Origin of the sequence: Microbacterium phycohabitans, from assembly GCF_032464935.1 — a bacterium.
GTDB lineage: Bacteria > Actinomycetota > Actinomycetes > Actinomycetales > Microbacteriaceae > Microbacterium > Microbacterium phycohabitans.
Genome location: NZ_JAWDIT010000002.1, coordinates 786,195 through 801,813 on the forward strand (window position 1 = coordinate 786,195; position 15,619 = coordinate 801,813).

General features: G+C 73.6%; 13 protein-coding genes. 6 read left to right on the forward strand and 7 right to left on the reverse strand.

Annotated features, from left to right (window positions below; all coding sequences use genetic code 11):
- Window positions 1–337 precede the first annotated feature (337 nt).
- The 3 genes from RWH44_RS08060 to RWH44_RS08070 all read right to left on the reverse strand — a co-directional run bounded on the left by RWH44_RS08060 (window position 338) and on the right by RWH44_RS08070 (window position 4,942).
- Window positions 338–3,418, reverse strand: coding sequence for a molybdopterin-dependent oxidoreductase (locus tag RWH44_RS08060; RefSeq protein ID WP_316004170.1), 3,081 nt, complete (start codon window positions 3,416–3,418; stop codon window positions 338–340).
- A gap of 73 nt (window positions 3,419–3,491) precedes the next feature.
- Window positions 3,492–4,325 (reverse strand): FAD binding domain-containing protein, encoded by an 834-nt coding sequence (locus RWH44_RS08065; RefSeq protein WP_316004171.1) that lies wholly within the window; start codon window positions 4,323–4,325, stop codon window positions 3,492–3,494.
- Between the two features lie 2 nt (window positions 4,326–4,327).
- On the reverse strand, window positions 4,328–4,942 hold the full coding sequence (locus tag RWH44_RS08070; protein ID WP_316004172.1) for a pyridoxine/pyridoxamine 5'-phosphate oxidase: 615 nt from the start codon (window positions 4,940–4,942) through the stop codon (window positions 4,328–4,330).
- A 108-nt stretch (window positions 4,943–5,050) separates the two neighbouring features.
- On the opposite strand from RWH44_RS08070, the gene RWH44_RS08075 reads away from it, so the two are divergent.
- Complete coding sequence (locus RWH44_RS08075; RefSeq protein WP_316004173.1) at window positions 5,051–6,073, forward strand: methylenetetrahydrofolate reductase C-terminal domain-containing protein; 1,023 nt, start codon at window positions 5,051–5,053, stop codon at window positions 6,071–6,073.
- Window positions 6,074–6,312: 239 nt separating this feature from the next.
- Here the strand turns inward: RWH44_RS08075 and RWH44_RS08080 are convergent, their stop codons facing one another.
- A complete protein-coding gene (locus RWH44_RS08080) occupies window positions 6,313–6,978 on the reverse strand; it encodes a class I SAM-dependent methyltransferase (protein ID WP_298870424.1) in 666 nt (221 codons plus the stop codon).
- A gap of 38 nt (window positions 6,979–7,016) precedes the next feature.
- Here RWH44_RS08080 and RWH44_RS08085 point away from each other — a divergent pair, with 38 nt between their 5' ends.
- Window positions 7,017–8,474: a dihydrolipoyl dehydrogenase family protein gene (locus RWH44_RS08085; protein ID WP_316004174.1), complete on the forward strand. Its 1,458-nt coding sequence runs from the start codon at window positions 7,017–7,019 to the stop codon at window positions 8,472–8,474.
- A gap of 115 nt (window positions 8,475–8,589) precedes the next feature.
- Here the strand turns inward: RWH44_RS08085 and RWH44_RS08090 are convergent, their stop codons facing one another.
- On the reverse strand, window positions 8,590–9,201 hold the full coding sequence (locus RWH44_RS08090; RefSeq protein ID WP_316004281.1) for a CDP-alcohol phosphatidyltransferase family protein: 612 nt from the start codon (window positions 9,199–9,201) through the stop codon (window positions 8,590–8,592).
- Window positions 9,202–9,208: 7 nt separating this feature from the next.
- Window positions 9,209–9,901, reverse strand: a complete 693-nt coding sequence (locus RWH44_RS08095; RefSeq protein WP_316004175.1) for a TVP38/TMEM64 family protein — start codon at window positions 9,899–9,901, stop codon at window positions 9,209–9,211.
- Between the two features lie 73 nt (window positions 9,902–9,974).
- Between RWH44_RS08095 and RWH44_RS08100 the strand changes: the two genes are divergently transcribed.
- The 4 genes from RWH44_RS08100 to RWH44_RS08115 are packed head-to-tail and all read left to right on the forward strand — an operon-like array spanning window position 9,975 to window position 13,958.
- Window positions 9,975–11,219, forward strand: a complete 1,245-nt coding sequence (locus RWH44_RS08100) for an ABC transporter substrate-binding protein (protein ID WP_298870429.1) — start codon at window positions 9,975–9,977, stop codon at window positions 11,217–11,219.
- Complete coding sequence (locus RWH44_RS08105) at window positions 11,216–12,091, forward strand: ABC transporter permease (protein WP_316004176.1); 876 nt, start codon at window positions 11,216–11,218, stop codon at window positions 12,089–12,091. Before RWH44_RS08100 ends, RWH44_RS08105 begins: the two co-directional genes overlap by 4 nt.
- A complete protein-coding gene (locus tag RWH44_RS08110; RefSeq protein ID WP_316004177.1) occupies window positions 12,082–12,921 on the forward strand; it encodes an ABC transporter permease in 840 nt (279 codons plus the stop codon). The genes RWH44_RS08105 and RWH44_RS08110 overlap by 10 nt, the downstream gene beginning before the upstream one ends.
- Entirely contained in the window at window positions 12,918–13,958 is a 1,041-nt protein-coding gene (locus RWH44_RS08115) for an ABC transporter ATP-binding protein (RefSeq protein ID WP_316004178.1), read from the forward strand. Before RWH44_RS08110 ends, RWH44_RS08115 begins: the two co-directional genes overlap by 4 nt.
- Window positions 13,959–14,050: 92 nt before the next feature.
- Here RWH44_RS08115 and RWH44_RS08120 read toward each other — a convergent pair whose 3' ends face one another.
- The gene (locus RWH44_RS08120; RefSeq protein WP_316004179.1) at window positions 14,051–15,520 is read right to left on the reverse strand and encodes a hypothetical protein; all 1,470 of its coding nucleotides are present in this window, start codon (window positions 15,518–15,520) and stop codon (window positions 14,051–14,053) included.
- Window positions 15,521–15,619 lie beyond the last annotated feature (99 nt).

The following is a 15,619-nucleotide window of genomic DNA, read 5'->3' on the forward strand; positions in this document are numbered from 1 at the left end:
CATGTGTGGGACATGCACCAGCCATAAGTGGGACAAGGGTGCGCCCGCCCCGTCCGCCGCCCCATGTCCCCGGCCTCGCCTGCCGTTCCCGCCCCGTCCGGCGCCCCATGTCCCACTTATGGTCAGTTGAGCGCGCGCGCACTCGCCATAAGTGGGACATGCACCGCCATTTTCGGGACGAGGCCTCGACCCCCTCCACGCACAGCCCCGCCCCCCGCCGCGCGCGCACAGTTCTGCCCCACGCCGCGCGCGCACAGTTCTGCCCCACGACGCACGCGCACAGCCCCGCCCCACGCCGCACGCGAAGCCCCCGCCCCCACGTGACGCGCGAGCGCGGTCAGCTTCCGCCCGTGAGCCTCCACACCCGGTCGCGCGAGAACGGCAACTCGTACCCGCGGCGGCCGACCGCGCGTGACACGGCGTTGCCGATCGCTGCTCCCACGGGGTTGTACGGCGACTCGCTCATCGACTTCGCCCCGAAGGGGCCGAGGCTGTCGTCGGTCTCGGTGAAATACACCTCGGTGTCGGGCACGTCGGCGAACTGCGGGACGCGATACGTGCGGAACACCGGGTTCTGCACCACGCCGTCCTCGAGCAGCACCTCCTCGTACAGCGCTCCGCCCAGAGCCTGCGCGGCTCCGCCCTCGATCTGTCCGCGGCACTGCGCGGGGTTGATGACGACGCCGGCATCCGCCGACTGCACCGACTGCAGCACCTTGACGGTCCCCGTCTCGGGATCGACCGCGACGCGCGCCGCGTGCACGTTGAATGCGAGCGAGCGCAGATCGCCGAATTCCGCGCCATCCGCCGTGAGCCCCTCGTCGTCTTCGCCGGCTCCGGCCGCGACGATCCGCTCCCACGTGACGACCGCGTCGCCCACCCGGATCCCGGATGCCGTGAACTCGACGTGCGCGGCATCCTCCTCCGCACCGTGCTTCGGCGAGGCGCCGGTCCCTCCCGACGCCCCCGCGAGCGCGCCGGTGGGCGGGACGTCTCCCCGGAAACCCGCCTCGGTCTGCCCGCGGCCTGCCGCCTCGAGTCCCCGCGAGGCTCCTGCCCCGCGGCCTGCCGCCTCGAGTCCCCGCGAGGCCCCTGCCCCGCGGCCTGCCGCCTCGAGTCCCCGCGAGGCCCCTGCCCCGCCGCCCGCCGCCTCGAGTCCCGACGGAGCCCCCGCCCCGACGAGCACCTGCTCCCCGCTCGCGAGCTCGGTCGCGATCGCGACCATGCGTCGCCGCAGCGCCGTGCACGCAGCGAACAGGGCCTTGCCCGCGACCACCGTTCCGGCCGAGGCGAAGGCGCCCGTGTCATGACGGACGGCGTCGGTGTCGGCGGCCCACAGCTCGAGGCGCTCGAGCGGCGCGTCGAGCACGGTGGCGGCGATCTGCCGGTGCACGGTCGAGGTGCCGTTGCCGAACTCGGCGGTGCCCACGCGCAGCAGGTAGGTGCCGTCGGCGCGCAGGGTCGCGGTGGTGTGCGCGATGTGCCCGCGCGGCGCCATCGTGGCGATCATGGCCGCCGCCATCCCCTCGCCGACGAGCCACCCCTCGGGAGCCTCGACGTCGTTGCCGCGGCGCAGCGCCTCCTGGGCGAGGTCGAGGCACTGGTCGAGCCCGTAGCTGCCCCAGATCAGGTCTTCCTCGTACTTCTCGTCGTCGTCGGGGTGCAGCGGATCGCCCTCGCGGACGGCGTTGATCCGGCGGAGGTCGAAGGGGTCGAGGCCGAGTTCCTGGGCGAGGGCGTCCATCGCCGACTCGACGGCGAACACCACCTGCCCGAGCCCGTACCCGCGGAACGCCCCCGACGGCGGATTGTTCGTGTAGACCGCTTCCGCGTCGATCCACTTCGTCGGCACGCGGTACAGCGTCGTCGACTCGGCGCACGAGTGGAACAGCACGCCGATCGCGTGATTGCCGTAGGCGCCGGTGTCGCTCAGCACGTCGAGCTTCATCGCCGTGAGGGTGCCGTCGGCATCCGCCCCCAGGGTCGCGCGCACGCGCATCGGATGCCGCAGCGACGCCCGCACGAACTGGTCGGTGCGCGAGAACTCGTAGGCCACCGGACGCCCGAGCTTCAGCACGGCCAGAGCCGTGAGGTCTTCGGTGAACAGCTCCTGCTTGCCGCCGAATCCGCCGCCGACCCGTGTCGCGTAGACGCGCACGCGGTCACGCTCGAGGCCGAACACGTGCGCGAGCTCGTTGCGGGCGAGGAACGGCACCTGCGTCGACGAGCGGATGACGAGCCGTCCGTCGTCGTCGAGCCAGCCGACCGCGCCGTGCGTCTCGAGAGCGGCGTGGGTCACGCGCGAGGAACGCCATTCGCCGGTCACCGTCGCGTGGCTCGCGGCCAGGGCCGCGTCGATGTCACCGCCGTGACCGGTGTGGAAACCGGCGACCACGTTGCGTTCGGCCGCCATCACCCGCTCCTGGGGCGTGCGGTCGGGGTGCAGCAGCGGTGCCCCCGGTCGGCGGGCCTCCTCGGGGTCGAACACCGCGGGCAGCACCTCGTAGTCGATGTGCACCGCGCGGCAGCCGGCATCCGCCGCCTCCGCCGTCTCGGCCACGACCGCCACCACACGCTGGCCCACGTGCCGCACGACGTCGTCGAGCATGCGGGTGTCGTCGGGGTCATCGGTGCGGTGCTCGTGTCGGCCGGTCGAGTAGCGCACGTCGGGAACGTCGGCGTGGGTGAACACGGTGACCACTCCGGGGACGGCGAGGGCGGCCGCGGTGTCGATGGCCACGACGCGCGCGTGCGCGTGCGGAGACGTCACGACGCGCAGCACGAGCGGGGGTCCGCCGGGCACCGGCTCGTCGAACGTGAACGGCTCGCGGCCCTGCACGATGCGCCGCGCCGCCTCGGGCACCGTCGAGCTGCCGACGCGTCCGGTCGTCGCAGCGGGGGATGCCGGGGCGTCGCCGTGACCGGGGCAGGTACCGCCGCAGCCATCAGCCGGGGCGGGGGCGGTGGCCCCCGTCTCGCGCACGGGGCCGAGCACCGAGGCTCGGATGGCCTCGCGGATCGGGCGGTATCCGGTGCACCGGCACAGGTTGCCCTTCATGCGGCGGTCGAGGTCGTCGAGATCATCGGCGGTGAGGGTGGATGCCGTGACGCTCATGCCGGGGGAGCAGAAGCCGCACTGGAACCCGAAGCCCGTCGCGAGCGCCTCCTGCACGGGGTGCAGCTCGTCGCCGGGGGCGAGGCCCGCGGCGGTGGTGATCGCGCGTCCCTCCAGCCGCATGGCCGGGATGATGCACGAGTGCGTCGGCATCCCGTCGAGCAGCACCGAGCACGCGCCGCAGTCGCCCGCGTCGCAGCCCTTCTTCACCTCGACATGGCCCGTCTCGCGCAGCAGCGTGCGGGCGCTCTGGCCCGGCCGCGGCTCCGCCTCGAGGGGGGAGCCGTTGACGTGGAACTTCATGCGACGGCCTCCCCGGCGGTGCTGTTCCGGCGCCCCCGCGCCGCGGGTCGCCGTCCGACGAGCGATGCCGCCGTCATGCCGCACCCCGCTGCGACGCGCGCGCGAAATCCGCCCGCAGCCGCTCCGCGAGCACGACGCTCACCCCGCGGCGCCAGTCGGCGCTGCCGAGCGGGTCGGTGTAGAAATCGGTCGCGCCTGCCACGGCATCCCGCAGCTCGCCCGCACCGGGCACGCGCGCGAAGCGCAGCACGCGCGGGCGACGCACCGCCGCCGTCACGACGAACACGCTCGATCCGTCCGGATCGACGCGGGCGGTGACCACCGCACCCGAGCGACCGAGTTCGGCCAGGGCGATCTTGCGCAGTCCGACCTGCGCGGTGAGGGCGCGCAGCGGGACGTCGAGGGCGCGCACGATCTCCCCGGGCGCGAGCGAGGTCGCGGCGTTGTCGATGACGAGGTCGGCCACCGCGATGCGGCGCTCGCCGCCGTCGGGCGTCCACACCAGGGCCGTGGCATCCAGGGTCGACAGGAGGGCGATCATCGCCCCGGCAGCGAACGCCTGGCACACGTTGCCACCGACGGTCGCGGTGTTCCAGATCTTGAACGACGCCAGCAGGGCGTCGGCGGCGGGGCGCGCGAGCGCGAGGGAGGTCCACGCCGGCGGGGCCTCGTGCTCGACCCACGCCAGCAGACGCGCGATCGTGCAGGTCGCGCCGATCCGCAGGCCCTCCTCGCTCACCTCGAGGTCGGGCCAGTCGAGGCCCGTGAGGTCGACGAAACCCGTCGTGCCCGGCTGCGGCTCGCTCATGAGCCACGTGCCGCCGGCGATCACGACCTCGCCGTCGCGCAGGGCGAGGTCGGCGCGCGAACGGGCGACGCGGTACGAGGTGACGCTGGTGATGTCCATGCTCAGCCCGCCTTGATCCGGCCGATCCAACGCCCGTCGGTGAGCGTGTAGTGCTGGCGCGTGCTCTGGCCGAGGGCGTCGCCCCGCCAGAAGGTGAGCGTCACGGGGCGGACGCGGAAGCCCACCCAGCGCTCGGGCGGCTCGAGCTCGGGATGCGCGGCGTCGAACTCCGCCCACAGGTGACGGCGTTCGAGCACGTGCAGGTGGGCGTTCTCGTCGGTGTTCAGCCACGCGAGCAGCTGCAGGTAGCGCGAACGCTGGCGGTACACCTCGGCGGCGTCGGCGGTGCTGACCCGCTCGACGATCCCGCGCACGACGAGCTGGCGCCCCACCTCGGGCCAGGCGACCGACATCGCCGCGACGGGATTCGCGGCGATCTGCGCGACCTTCGCGCTCGCGGCGTCGGTGTGGAAGTACAGCCCCGTGAGGTCGCGGTCGCTGACCAGCACGTGCCGCAGCGAGGGCAGGCCGTCGCGGCCCATCGTGGCCAGGGCGGCGAGGGGTCGCAGCTCGCTGTCGTGCGGCGGCAACCACCGCACGAGCAGCGCGAGCGGGTCGTCGACGAGCGTGTCGACGTCGTCGACGTCGGAACCGAACGTGGTGCCGGCCGTGATCATGGCGACCTCCGGGGATGCTGCGGGTATCGACGAGCGTAGGCAGCGCGCGTTTCCGCGATGTTGCCGCCATGAACATTCGTCGAAACACGGCGTTCGTACACTCCCCGCATGAGCGTGCTGCCCCTCATCGACTCCTGCCCCAAGCGCATGGAATACGGCCCCTGCGGCGGGGTGGGCTTCGACGGCTCCTGCGAGGTCGACGCCGCGCACCGCTGCGCGTTCGTCCACCGCCCGACCGTGCCGTGGTCGGGGCTCGATCGCACCACGGCGGTGGGGCCCGGACCGCGCACCGCCGCCGCCACCGCGACCCTCGCGGCCCTCGGCACGCGCCCGTGGATCGTGGCCGACCTCCCGGCGCGGGCGCTGAGCGTGGCATCCATCGACGGGTGCGCCGCGATCCTGAGCGGAGAGGTGGATGCCGTCCTGGCCGGCGACGCGGGGAGTGCGCGGGTGCAGTTCCCTCCCGCCTATCGGGCGCACCTGCTGCAGCGGCGGGGCCTGCGCGTGTGGACCGGACTGAACATGCGCGACCGCAACCGGGTGGCGATCGAGGGCGAGCTCGCGGCCCTCGCGGTCGAAGGCGTCGCCGGGGTGCACTGCGTGACCGGCGACCACACGCGCACCGGTCACCGACCCGACGCGGCGCCCGTGTTCGACCTCGACTCGACGGAGGCGACGGCCCTGGCTCGCGCAGCCGGACACGTGGTGTCGGTCGCCGCGTCGCCCGCTGCCCCGCCGGTGGACCGGCGCGCGGCCCGCCTGCGGGAGAAGCAGCGCGCCGGTGCCGACGTGTGCTTCGTCAACCACGCCGGAGGGGCGGCGCCGGTGCGCCATTTCATCGACGAGGCGGGCGACGGCATCCGCTTCATCCCCTGCATCCCGGTCGTGGTCGACCACGCCTCGGCCGACCTGTTGGAGTCGTTCACGACGCTCGTGCTGCCCGCGGGCTTCCTCGCGCGGGTGCGCTCGGCCCGCGACCCGCGCGCCGAGGGGATCGCCCTCGCGGTGGAGATGGCGCAGGAGATGCTCGCGCTTCCCGGCGTCGTGGGCGTGAACCTGTCGGGCGGTCGCGAGGGAGCCGAGGAGTCGTTCGCCGAGGCGCTCGCCGAGATCGCGCGCCGCGTGCGCTGAGCCCGCGCGAAAGTCGTCGAGTGTCCAGGAAACGCCGTGCCGCACCCCCGAGAGCCGGCGTGTCTCGGACACTCGACAGTCGATCGAGGCGTGGTGGGAGGTCGCGCGCTTCGTTCGCCGCGCCGTCCCCGCGCGGGTAGACCGGCGCGGTGGAGGCCGTCGAGTGTCCAGGAAACGCCGTGCCGCACCCTCGAGAGGCGGCGTGTCTTGGACACTCGACGGGTCGGCGCGGCGCGGCGTCAGCGCGTGACGGCGGGGGAGAGCTCCGCCGCGACCGCGACCAGGTGCCCGCCCTTGCGCTCCGCGCGGGCGATGCGACGCGGATCGGCGGCGTCGCGTTCGAGCAGACGCCACGGGTGAGCGTCGATGTCGGCGCCGCCCGTCGCGCACGCCAGCAGGGCGAGGGGCTCGAGGACCCGCCACCGGCCCCGCGGGCGCTGCATGTCGACGATGCCGGCGCGTCCACCCGGACGCACCGCGGCGCACACGCGTCGCCAGGCCTCGTCGCGTGCGGGGATGACGCTCAGCGCATAGGTCGAGAACACGGCATCCACCCCGCGCCCTCCGTTCGCGTCGAGCAGGACGGAGGGGTCGAGGGTCCCGGCGTCCGCCGACACCAGGGTCACCGTCTCGGACCATCCCGACGCGGCGATGCGGCGGCGGGCGACGGCGAGCATGTCGGGGCTGCGGTCCACGCCGATCACGCGTCCGGTGGGGCCCACGGCCGCGACGAGACCGGCGAAGTTCAACCCGGTGCCGCAGCCGAGGTCGACCACGGTGTCGCCGGGACGCGGATCGAGAAGACGGATGCCGGCCTCCCGGCCCGCCCGGTAGACCCAGCGCTCGCCCGAGAGCACGTCGTACCAGCGTGCACCGAAGCCGTAGCGGCGCAACGGTGTGGTCATCGCGCCACCTCCTGTTCCGACCACCCTAGGCTTCGGGAATGGCCTCCGTCTCGCGTCGTCGCGCCCGTCCGCTCACCGCCGTCGAAGCGGGTCGGGGGGACTGGGACCTCGTCGTGATCGGAGCCGGCAGCGCCGGGCTCGTCGGGGCGCGCACGGCGGCCGTGCTCGGGGCGCGTGTGCTGCTCATCGAGGCGGACGGGTTCGGCGGCGAATGCCTGTTCACCGGGTGCGTTCCCTCGAAAGCGCTCATCGCCGCGGCCGACGCGGCGCAGGACGCACGGGATGCCGGGCGGCTCGGCATCCACGCCGGTGACGTCCGCGTGGATTTCGCCGCCGTGATGGCGCACGTGAAGGGCGCGATCGCCGCGATCGCACCCGTCGACTCGCCCGAGACCCTCGCCGAGACGGGCGTGTACACCCTGCGCGGTCGCGCCCGCTTCGACGGCCCCCGCTCGCTGGTCGTCGAGGGGGTCGGCATCCGTTTCCGTGACGCGCTCGTCGCGACCGGCAGCGCACCGGTCGTGCCCGAGGGGGTCGACGTGCTCACGAACGAGACGCTGTGGGACCTCGAGGAGCTGCCGGAAACGCTGCTCGTGCTCGGGGGAGGAGCGATCGGATGCGAGATGGCGCAGGCCTTCGCTCGCCTCGGCAGTCGCGTGACCCTCGTGCACCGCGGCGATCGTCTGCTGCCGAAGGAGGATCCCGCCGCGAGCGCCCTGGTGCTGTCGGCCCTGCGCGCCGACGGCGTCGAGGTGCGCCTCGGGACGACGCTCTCCGGGGCGGAGCGCGAGCACGGGCGCACCACTGCGCGGCTCGACGACGGCACGACGGCGGTCGCCGATCGGGTCCTGGCCGCTCTCGGCCGCCGCGTCGACACGACGGGACTGGGGCTGGACGCCGCGGGCGTCGACCTCGACGCATCGGGCGCGATCGCGGTCGATCGCACGCTCGCGACGAGCAATCCGCGCGTCCGCGCCGCGGGCGACGTCACCCCCCTCCCGAGGTTCACTCACACCGCGGGGATGTTCGGCAGCGTCGCCGCGACCAACGCCGTGCTCGGTCTGTCGCGTCGCGTGCGTCTCGATGACGTTCCGCGGGTGACGTTCACCTCGCCCGAGGTGGCGGCGGTGGGGGTGTCGACGGCGGATGCCGCGACGCGGGGCCTGCGCGTCGTCGAGACCGCGCACCACGACCTCGATCGCGCGATCGCGGAGGGGCGCACGGACGGGTTCACGCGCCTGGCGGTCGATCGGAAGGGGCGCGTGGTGGGCGCCACGATCGTGGGCCCGCGCGCGGGGGAGTCGCTCGGTGAGTTGTCGACCGCGGTCTCGAGAGGGCTCACGGTGCGCGATCTCGCCGGCGTGCTGCACGCCTATCCCACCTACTCCGACGCCGGGTGGAACGCCGCCGTCCGCGACGCGCAGGGGGCGTTGCGCGCGGGGATCGTCGCTTCGGCGATCCGGCTGCTGCGGCGCGTGCGGCGGCGGCGAGGCTGACGCGGCGGGGCGGATCCGGCGGGCCGAGGCGGCGGCGCTGATCCGGCGGGGCTGATCCGGCGGGGCTGACGCGGCGAGGCCGATGCGCAGCCGAGGGGCGCCGAACCGGCGCCCTTCACCGCAGCAGGCGATACCCCACGACGACGCGCTGCACGGCACTGACCCCGACGAACAGCCCCCACACGAGCGCGATCCACCCCGCCCAGAACGGCAGGATCAGCCACAGCGCGTGCACCACGATCGTCTCGGTGCCCTCGGCGATGCGCCCGAGGAACGACAACGACCGGCCGTCGTCGATCCGACGCCCCGTCCGCTCGGCGATCGAGGAGAACGCCAGGAACGCCGTGCCGTTGACGTAGTAGGCCACCAGCACGAGCAGGAACGGCCACCACGGGATGCCGAACGCCGCCGTCGCCCCCCACGCGACGCCGAAGACGCCCGCGCCGTACGCGATGAAATCGGCCGCGATGTCGAGGAAACCGCCCGCCTCGCTCTCACCGCCGTCGCCGCGCGCCCGTCGCCGCCGGGCGAGCGTGCCGTCGAGACCGTCGGCCACCCGTGACAGCAGCCACAGCACGACCGCCGCGCCCCACCACTGCGCCGCCGCCGCCCCGGCCGAGGCGAGGGCGAGCGCGAGGCCGGCGACGGTGAGTCGATCGGGCGTGATCCCGGGGCGGTCGAGGGCGGCGGCCGCGGTCTCCAGGGGACCGGAGAGCACCGCACGCATCGCGCGGTCAAGCACCGGGCGCCCCCGCCTCGCGACGGCGGCGCACGACGGCCCCCGCGACGAGACCGCCGATCACCAGCACGCCGATCGCGGCCAGGGCGATCCAGAAGCCGGGCCCCAGCTCCCAGCCGAACGCGCCGAGCGCGACGTACGCGGCCGACCCGGGGAGGATGCCCACCGCGGTTCCGATCGCGTAGTCGCGTCGACGCACCGAGGTCAGCCCCGCGCCGTAGTTGATGAGCGTGAACGGGATGACGGGGATCAGGCGCGCACTCAGGACGGCGAGGAGTCCGCGTCGGCCGATCGCGGCATCCAGGCGGGCCACCCGTGCCCCCGTGAAACGTTCGACCGCCTCGCGCCCCAGGGCACGACCGATGACGAAGGAGGCCGCGGCGCCGATCAGTGCACCGACGTAGACCATCGCGAATGCGACGGGGAAGCCCCAGACGATGCCCGCGGCGATACCCAGGACGTTCTTCGGCGCCGGGCTCAGCGTGAGCGCCGCATACAGCAGCGTGAAGAGCGCCGCACCGGTCCATCCGGCCTGGCTCGACCACGTCCTGATCTGTTCGACGTCGTGCGGGACGAACACGAACCCAACCGTTGCGACGACGGCGACGAAGACACCGAGAAGCGCCAACCGGAGGAGGGGGCGACGCATCGCACGGCGCGCAGGCGCGTCGGTTCCGTTCGGCTCCATCGATTCTCCTCCGCTTCCCCATACCCTAAGTCCGCGCGCGACCAGCGGTCGCCGGTCCCGACCGAGGAGCCCCATGACCCCCCTTCGACGCCGACGTCGTCTCGCCGCGATGACCGTGACGACGGCATCCGCCCTGTTCGCCCTCGCCGGATGCGCCGCGCCCGCGGCCCCCGAGACGGCGGAATTCGCCGACTGGGATGCCGTGCTCTCGGCCGCCCAGGGCCAGACCGTGCAGCTGTGGATGTACGGCGGCGACGACCAGGGCAACGCCTACGTCGACGACGTGCTCGCCCCCGCGGTCGCCGAATACGGCGTGACCCTGGAGCGCGTCCCCGTCACCGACACCCGCGATGCGCTGAACCGGGTGTTCACCGAGCTGCAGGCGGGTCGCGAAGACGGCAGCGTCGACCTCGTCTGGGTCAACGGCGACAACTTCCGCACCGGTAAGGAGGCGGGAGCCTGGCGCTGCGGGTGGACCGGCATGCTGCCGTCGATGGCGAACACGTCCGCTGACGACCCGCTGCTGCAGTCCGACTTCGGCACGCCCGTCGACGGGTGCGAGGCGCCGTGGCACAAGGCGCAGTTCACGCTCGCCTACAACGCCGAGGCGATCGCCGACCCGCCGACCACCCTCGCGGGGGTCCTCGACTGGGCCGATGCCCACCCCGGCCGCTTCACCTACCCGGCGCCGCCGGACTTCACCGGATCGGTCTTCGTGCGCGAGGCCCTCGCGAGCGTGTCGGGCGGGGCCGACGAGGTACCCACCGCCTACTCGCAGGACGCCTACGACGACCTCGCACCGGCGCTGTGGGACCGCCTCGACGCCCTCGCGCCGAACCTGTGGCGCGGCGGCGACACCTACCCCGCGAACGAGACCGAGCTCGGCCAGCTCTTCGCCGACCGGCAGGTCGACATGACCATGACCTACGGCCCGGCGACGCTCACGGGCCTCGTGGCCGACGGGACCTACCCCGCCCAGACCAAGGTGCTGACGCTCGAGGACGGCACGGTCGGCAACGCCAGCTTCCTCGGACTGCCGGTGAACTCCGACGCCGCGGCGGGCGCGATGGTCGTCGCCAATGTCGCCCTCTCGGCCGAGCAGCAGGCGAAGAAGGCCGAGCCCGACGTGTGGGGTCAGTTCCCCGTGCTCGACCTGAACGCCTTGTCGGCCGAGGACCGCGCCCTCTTCGATGCTCTGCCGGCCTCGCCGGTCGTGCCCGCGTACGACGAGCTCTCGCGCAACGCGCACGGCGAGCTCGCCGCCGAATGGGTCCCCGCCCTCGACGACGGCTGGCGGCAGAACGTGCTCTCGCGGTGACCTGGGCGCCCGTCGCGCGGCGCCGTGGCTCGCCCCGCGAGAGGCTGCGCGGGGCAGTGCTGGTGCTGCCCGCCGTCGTTCTCGCCCTCGTGGTGCTGGGCGGCGGCATCGGCGCGACGGCGCTGCAGGCGTTCGGTCTGCTGCCGGTGGTGGGACAACCCACGCCCGGGGTGGCGGCCTTCACGGCGCGTCCCGGCGAGCTGCTCGCCGCGGTCGGCGTCTCGGTGAGCGTCGCCGCGGTCAGCACCGTCCTGGCGGTGGTCATCGGCACCCTCGCCGCCGTCGTGATCGTCTCCCGCACGCGCAGCAGCCGCGCGGTGGCGGCTCTCGGCACGCTCACCGTCACCGTCCCGCACCTGATCGCCGCGGCCACCGTGGGCCTGCTGCTGTCGGACGCCGGTGTGCTGCCCCGACTCCTCGGCATCCCCCCGGAGTCGTGGGCGCCGTGGGTCGGCGGTCCGCTCTGGGGGGCCGCGATCGTCGAGCTGGCGTGGAAAGAGTCGGCATTCATCGCGCTGATCGTCACGGGCACGCTCGCGACCCGCATCCAGACCTACGACGAGACCGCGGCCCTGCTCGGGGCCGGCCGCGCGCAGCGGTTCCGCCATGTGCTGCTGCCGCTGACGGCGCCGACGATCCTCATCGGCGCGGCGATCAGCTTTGTCTACGCCCTCGGGTCGTACGAGGTGCTGTGGCTTCTCGGTCGCACCTCGCCCGAGCCGCTCCCGGTCCTGGCCGTGCGCCTGTTCCAGGGCGTGTCGCTCGACTCGCGGCCCGAAGCGGCGGCGGTCGCCCTCGTCACGAGCGTGCTTGCGCTCGCCGCGGTGGCCCTCACCTTCGCCGCCCTCCGACGGACGGCGGCGTGGCGGTGACCGCCGTCGACAGTCCCCTCACCCGCCCCCGCGGCGCCGGCCGGATCGTGCGCCGCACGTTCGCCGTGGTCCTCGCGGTGTGGTTCGCGCTCCCGCTGCTGCCGCTCGTGCTGTGGTCGTTCGCCGATCGCTGGAGCTTCCCGTCCGCGCTCCCCACGGAGTTCGGCATCCGTTCCCTCGACCAGGCGATCGCCTTCGGCGCGGTGCCGGCGCTGGGCCGCTCCCTCGTACTCGGTGTCGTCGTCGCGGTCGCCGCGACCCTGCTGGGCGCCCTCGCCGCTCGAGCGCTCACCTTCGGAGCGGTGCCCGGGGCGCGGTTCGTCTCGGTGCTGCTGTTCGCACCCATCGCCCTTCCCCCCTTCGCCGCCGTGCTCGGCGTCAACATCGTGCTTCTGCGCGCGCACGTGCCCTCGGCCGTCGGGGTGGCGATGGTGCTGACCGTCATGGCGCTGCCGTACACGGCGTTCGTCATGCGCACCGCCTACGGCGCCTACGACCGTTCGTACGAGGAGGAGGCGCGGCTGCTCGGCGCGGGCCGCCTGCAGGTGCTGCGGCGCGTGCAGCTGCCCCTGATCGCGCCGGCTCTCGCGCGCGCCGCGTTCCTGGCGTTCCTCGTGGCGTGGAGCGACTACATCGTCACCCTCATCGTGGGCGGGGGCGAGGTCGTCACCCTGCCGATCGTCGTCGCCTCGGCGGCCGCGGGTCTCGGCAACGACGCCGCCGTGGCTCTGATGTCGCTGTCGGCGGTCGTGCCCCCCGTCCTGCTGCTGATCGGCGTCCTCGCCTGCGGTCGCCGCCGCCCCCGAACCCGGAAAGAGGTGGTCGCGTGAGCGCCGACCTGGTCCTGACGGGACTGACGAAGACGTTCGCCTCGTCGACGGCCCCCGCCCTCGACGACCTGTCGCTGACGGTCGCCGCGGGCACCTGTACGGCGGTGCTCGGACCGAGCGGCTCCGGCAAGTCGACACTGCTCCGCGTGATCGCGGGGCTCGAGAACCCCGACCGCGGCACGGTCTCGATCGCGGGGCGCGATGTCGCCGACGTCGTCGCCGAGCGGCGCGGGGTCGGCATGGTGTTCCAACGGTCCCTGCTGTTCCCGCACCTGTCGGTGCTCGACAACGTCGCCTTCTCGGATCGGGTGTCCGGGATGCCGCGTGCTCGCGCCCGCGAACGCGCCGAGCGTTATCTCGACACCGTGCGTCTCGCCGGATACGGCCGGCGTCGGGTCGGGGAGCTGTCGGGCGGGCAGGAGCAGCGCGTCGCGATCGCCCGGGCCCTGGCCGCCGAGCCCGCCGTGCTGCTGCTCGACGAGCCCTTCAGCGCTTTGGATCCGGCCCTGCGCGCCGACATGCACGATCTGCTCGAGGCGGTGCGCGCCGACGTGGCTCCGACGATCCTGCTGGTTACGCACGACCGAGACGAAGCGGCGCGGGTGGCCGACCGCATCGCGCTGGTCGAGCACGGCCGCCTGCTGCACGAGGGCACGGTCGTCGACGCCTACCGCCGCCCGGAGAGTCTGCGCGCGGCCGAGCTCATGGGCACGCGCAACGCCGTCCCCGGGGAGGTGCGCGGCGGCATGCATCGCAGCGCGCTCGGCGAGGTCGCCGCGGTCGGCGTCGCCGACGGTCGCGCGACGCTCGTGTTCCGCCAGGAGGACGTGCGCGTGGGCGAGGCGGGGGATGCCGCTTCCCTCGGCCTCGTCGGAACGGTCGAGGCGCGGCGGCCGGTGGGTGCGCGCAGCGAGGTCACCGTGCGCGCCGGAGCGCTGACGCTGCACGCGGAGGTGCCGTCGGTCTCGCCCCTGCGGCCGGGCGACGAGATCGCGGTGTCGGTCCCGGTCGAGCTCGCGCACGTCGTCGCGGGCTGAGGCGGCCCGTCGCGCCACGGAACGTTCCGGAGGCCGCGCCGAACGCCGCGGCGCAGTCGCTCCGGCGGCGGGTCACGGCATCCGCACGCGCCTCACGCCGTGCGAGACCCCGTCTCGCGCACCGCGGTCAGCCCCGACGGGCGAGCCGTCACCGTCGCACCCGGGCGCACCGTCGGCAGCGGAAGGATGCGGCGAAGCTCCTCGTTCTCCTTCGGGTCGAGCACCGAGTGCTGCACGCACGCGGGCACGAGACGCCCGTCCTCGGGGTGCGCCATGGCGTACATGCACGCGCCCAGGCGCTCCTGCGTCTCGCGCAGCAGCGGGTCGTCGGCGACGACGCCCTCTTCCATGAGCTTCCACGCGGGCGCGACCTGCTCGGCATCCATGAAGTTGTGGATCACGAACGTCTTGAACGACACCTTGCCGCGGCGCGCGGCCGACACGACCTTTCGCAGACCGCCCGCGCGGTGCAGCACGCGCGACATCAGGCCGATCAGCGGAGGGATGTCGCCGGGGTGCGAGGCGAGGGCGCGCACGACCTTGACCGCCAGGACATGACGCGGGATACCGCCGAAGATCATGCCTCCGAAGTGTGCGAGGAACCGGTCGCGCGCCGCGATGTCCTTGGGGTCCTCGGGGTCGAGAACCGGTGCGAAGGTCTTGCCGACGCGCACGCCCACGGTCGAACGGTTGCAGCGCGGATCGCCGAACTGCGTGGCCTGCCACGGCAGCTTCTGCCCCGCGCCGGCCTCGATGCGCTCCCAGACCGCGTCGATCGTGACCTCTCCGAAGTCCTCGCGCCAGCGGCGGTCGTCGCCGATGAAGGCGGCGGGCTGGAACGACATCATGTCGAAGGGCATCTCGAGCACGTCGCGCGTGACCTGCTCGACTTCGCCGACGTTCGACGGGGTGACCGTCATGTTGTGGGCGAGGTAGCTGCTGACGCCGTGGTCGCGCTTGAGGTCGACGAACATGCGCGCGAACTTCTCGCGGAAGGGGTTCAGCTCGGCTTCGCCGCGCGGGCGGACCGCGCCCCGGCGGCCGCGCATCAGGGAGTCGAAGTGCGCCGCGAACGACACCTTGTCGAAACGCGGCTTGCCCTCCTCGTCGAGGACGACGTCGAGCAGGTAGTCGTAGTCGAAGTCGCCGTGCGTCATCGACATCGGCTCGCGGCCGACGGCGCGCATCGCGAGCAGGGATCGCGCGTGATCGTCCGCGCTGAGAAGGCTGACCTCGCCGCCGATGAGCTGCGCGTGCGCGCGGGGTCCGCGCACCTCGCGCAGGTAGTCCATCTGGCGGGTGACGTTGTCGACGGTGTGCTCCCCGTCGATGCGCACCTTGTTGGCATCCGCCGAGTGGTAGCAGGGCGAGCACGTGAGATTGCACTTCGGGAAGACCCCGTGCGTGCCCTCGCACCCCACCGCGCTGCGCCCCAGGAGCTGGCTGGGCGTCTTGGCGTGCTCGGGCAGCTCCGCCCATCGCCGGTCGAGGGCCCGGCGGGTCTCGGGGTGGATGGGGCGGGTGTCGAGTTCGAACCGCCGGAGGGTCGTCGCCAGTCGCATGTCGTCCTTTCGTGGCGTCGTCGCACTACGAGAAGTGTTCGCCGCGCGCCCGGGTTCGGATTGCGCAGGCCTCCATCCTGCCCTCCTTCCGCCCGATCG

Bases quoted from the DNA above. Each gene is read 5' to 3' on its own strand.
- RWH44_RS08060 (WP_316004170.1), bottom strand. From the start codon at position 3,418: ATGAAGTTCCACGTCAACGGCTCCCCCCTCGAGGCGGAGCCGCGGCCG.
- RWH44_RS08065 (WP_316004171.1), bottom strand. From the start codon at position 4,325: ATGGACATCACCAGCGTCACCTCGTACCGCGTCGCCCGTTCGCGCGCC.
- RWH44_RS08070 (WP_316004172.1), bottom strand. From the start codon at position 4,942: ATGATCACGGCCGGCACCACGTTCGGTTCCGACGTCGACGACGTCGAC.
- RWH44_RS08075 (WP_316004173.1), top strand. From the start codon at position 5,051: ATGAGCGTGCTGCCCCTCATCGACTCCTGCCCCAAGCGCATGGAATAC.
- RWH44_RS08080 (WP_298870424.1), bottom strand. From the start codon at position 6,978: ATGACCACACCGTTGCGCCGCTACGGCTTCGGTGCACGCTGGTACGAC.
- RWH44_RS08085 (WP_316004174.1), top strand. From the start codon at position 7,017: ATGGCCTCCGTCTCGCGTCGTCGCGCCCGTCCGCTCACCGCCGTCGAA.
- RWH44_RS08090 (WP_316004281.1), bottom strand. From the start codon at position 9,201: ATGCGTGCGGTGCTCTCCGGTCCCCTGGAGACCGCGGCCGCCGCCCTC.
- RWH44_RS08095 (WP_316004175.1), bottom strand. From the start codon at position 9,901: ATGGAGCCGAACGGAACCGACGCGCCTGCGCGCCGTGCGATGCGTCGC.
- RWH44_RS08100 (WP_298870429.1), top strand. From the start codon at position 9,975: ATGACCCCCCTTCGACGCCGACGTCGTCTCGCCGCGATGACCGTGACG.
- RWH44_RS08120 (WP_316004179.1), bottom strand. From the start codon at position 15,520: ATGCGACTGGCGACGACCCTCCGGCGGTTCGAACTCGACACCCGCCCC.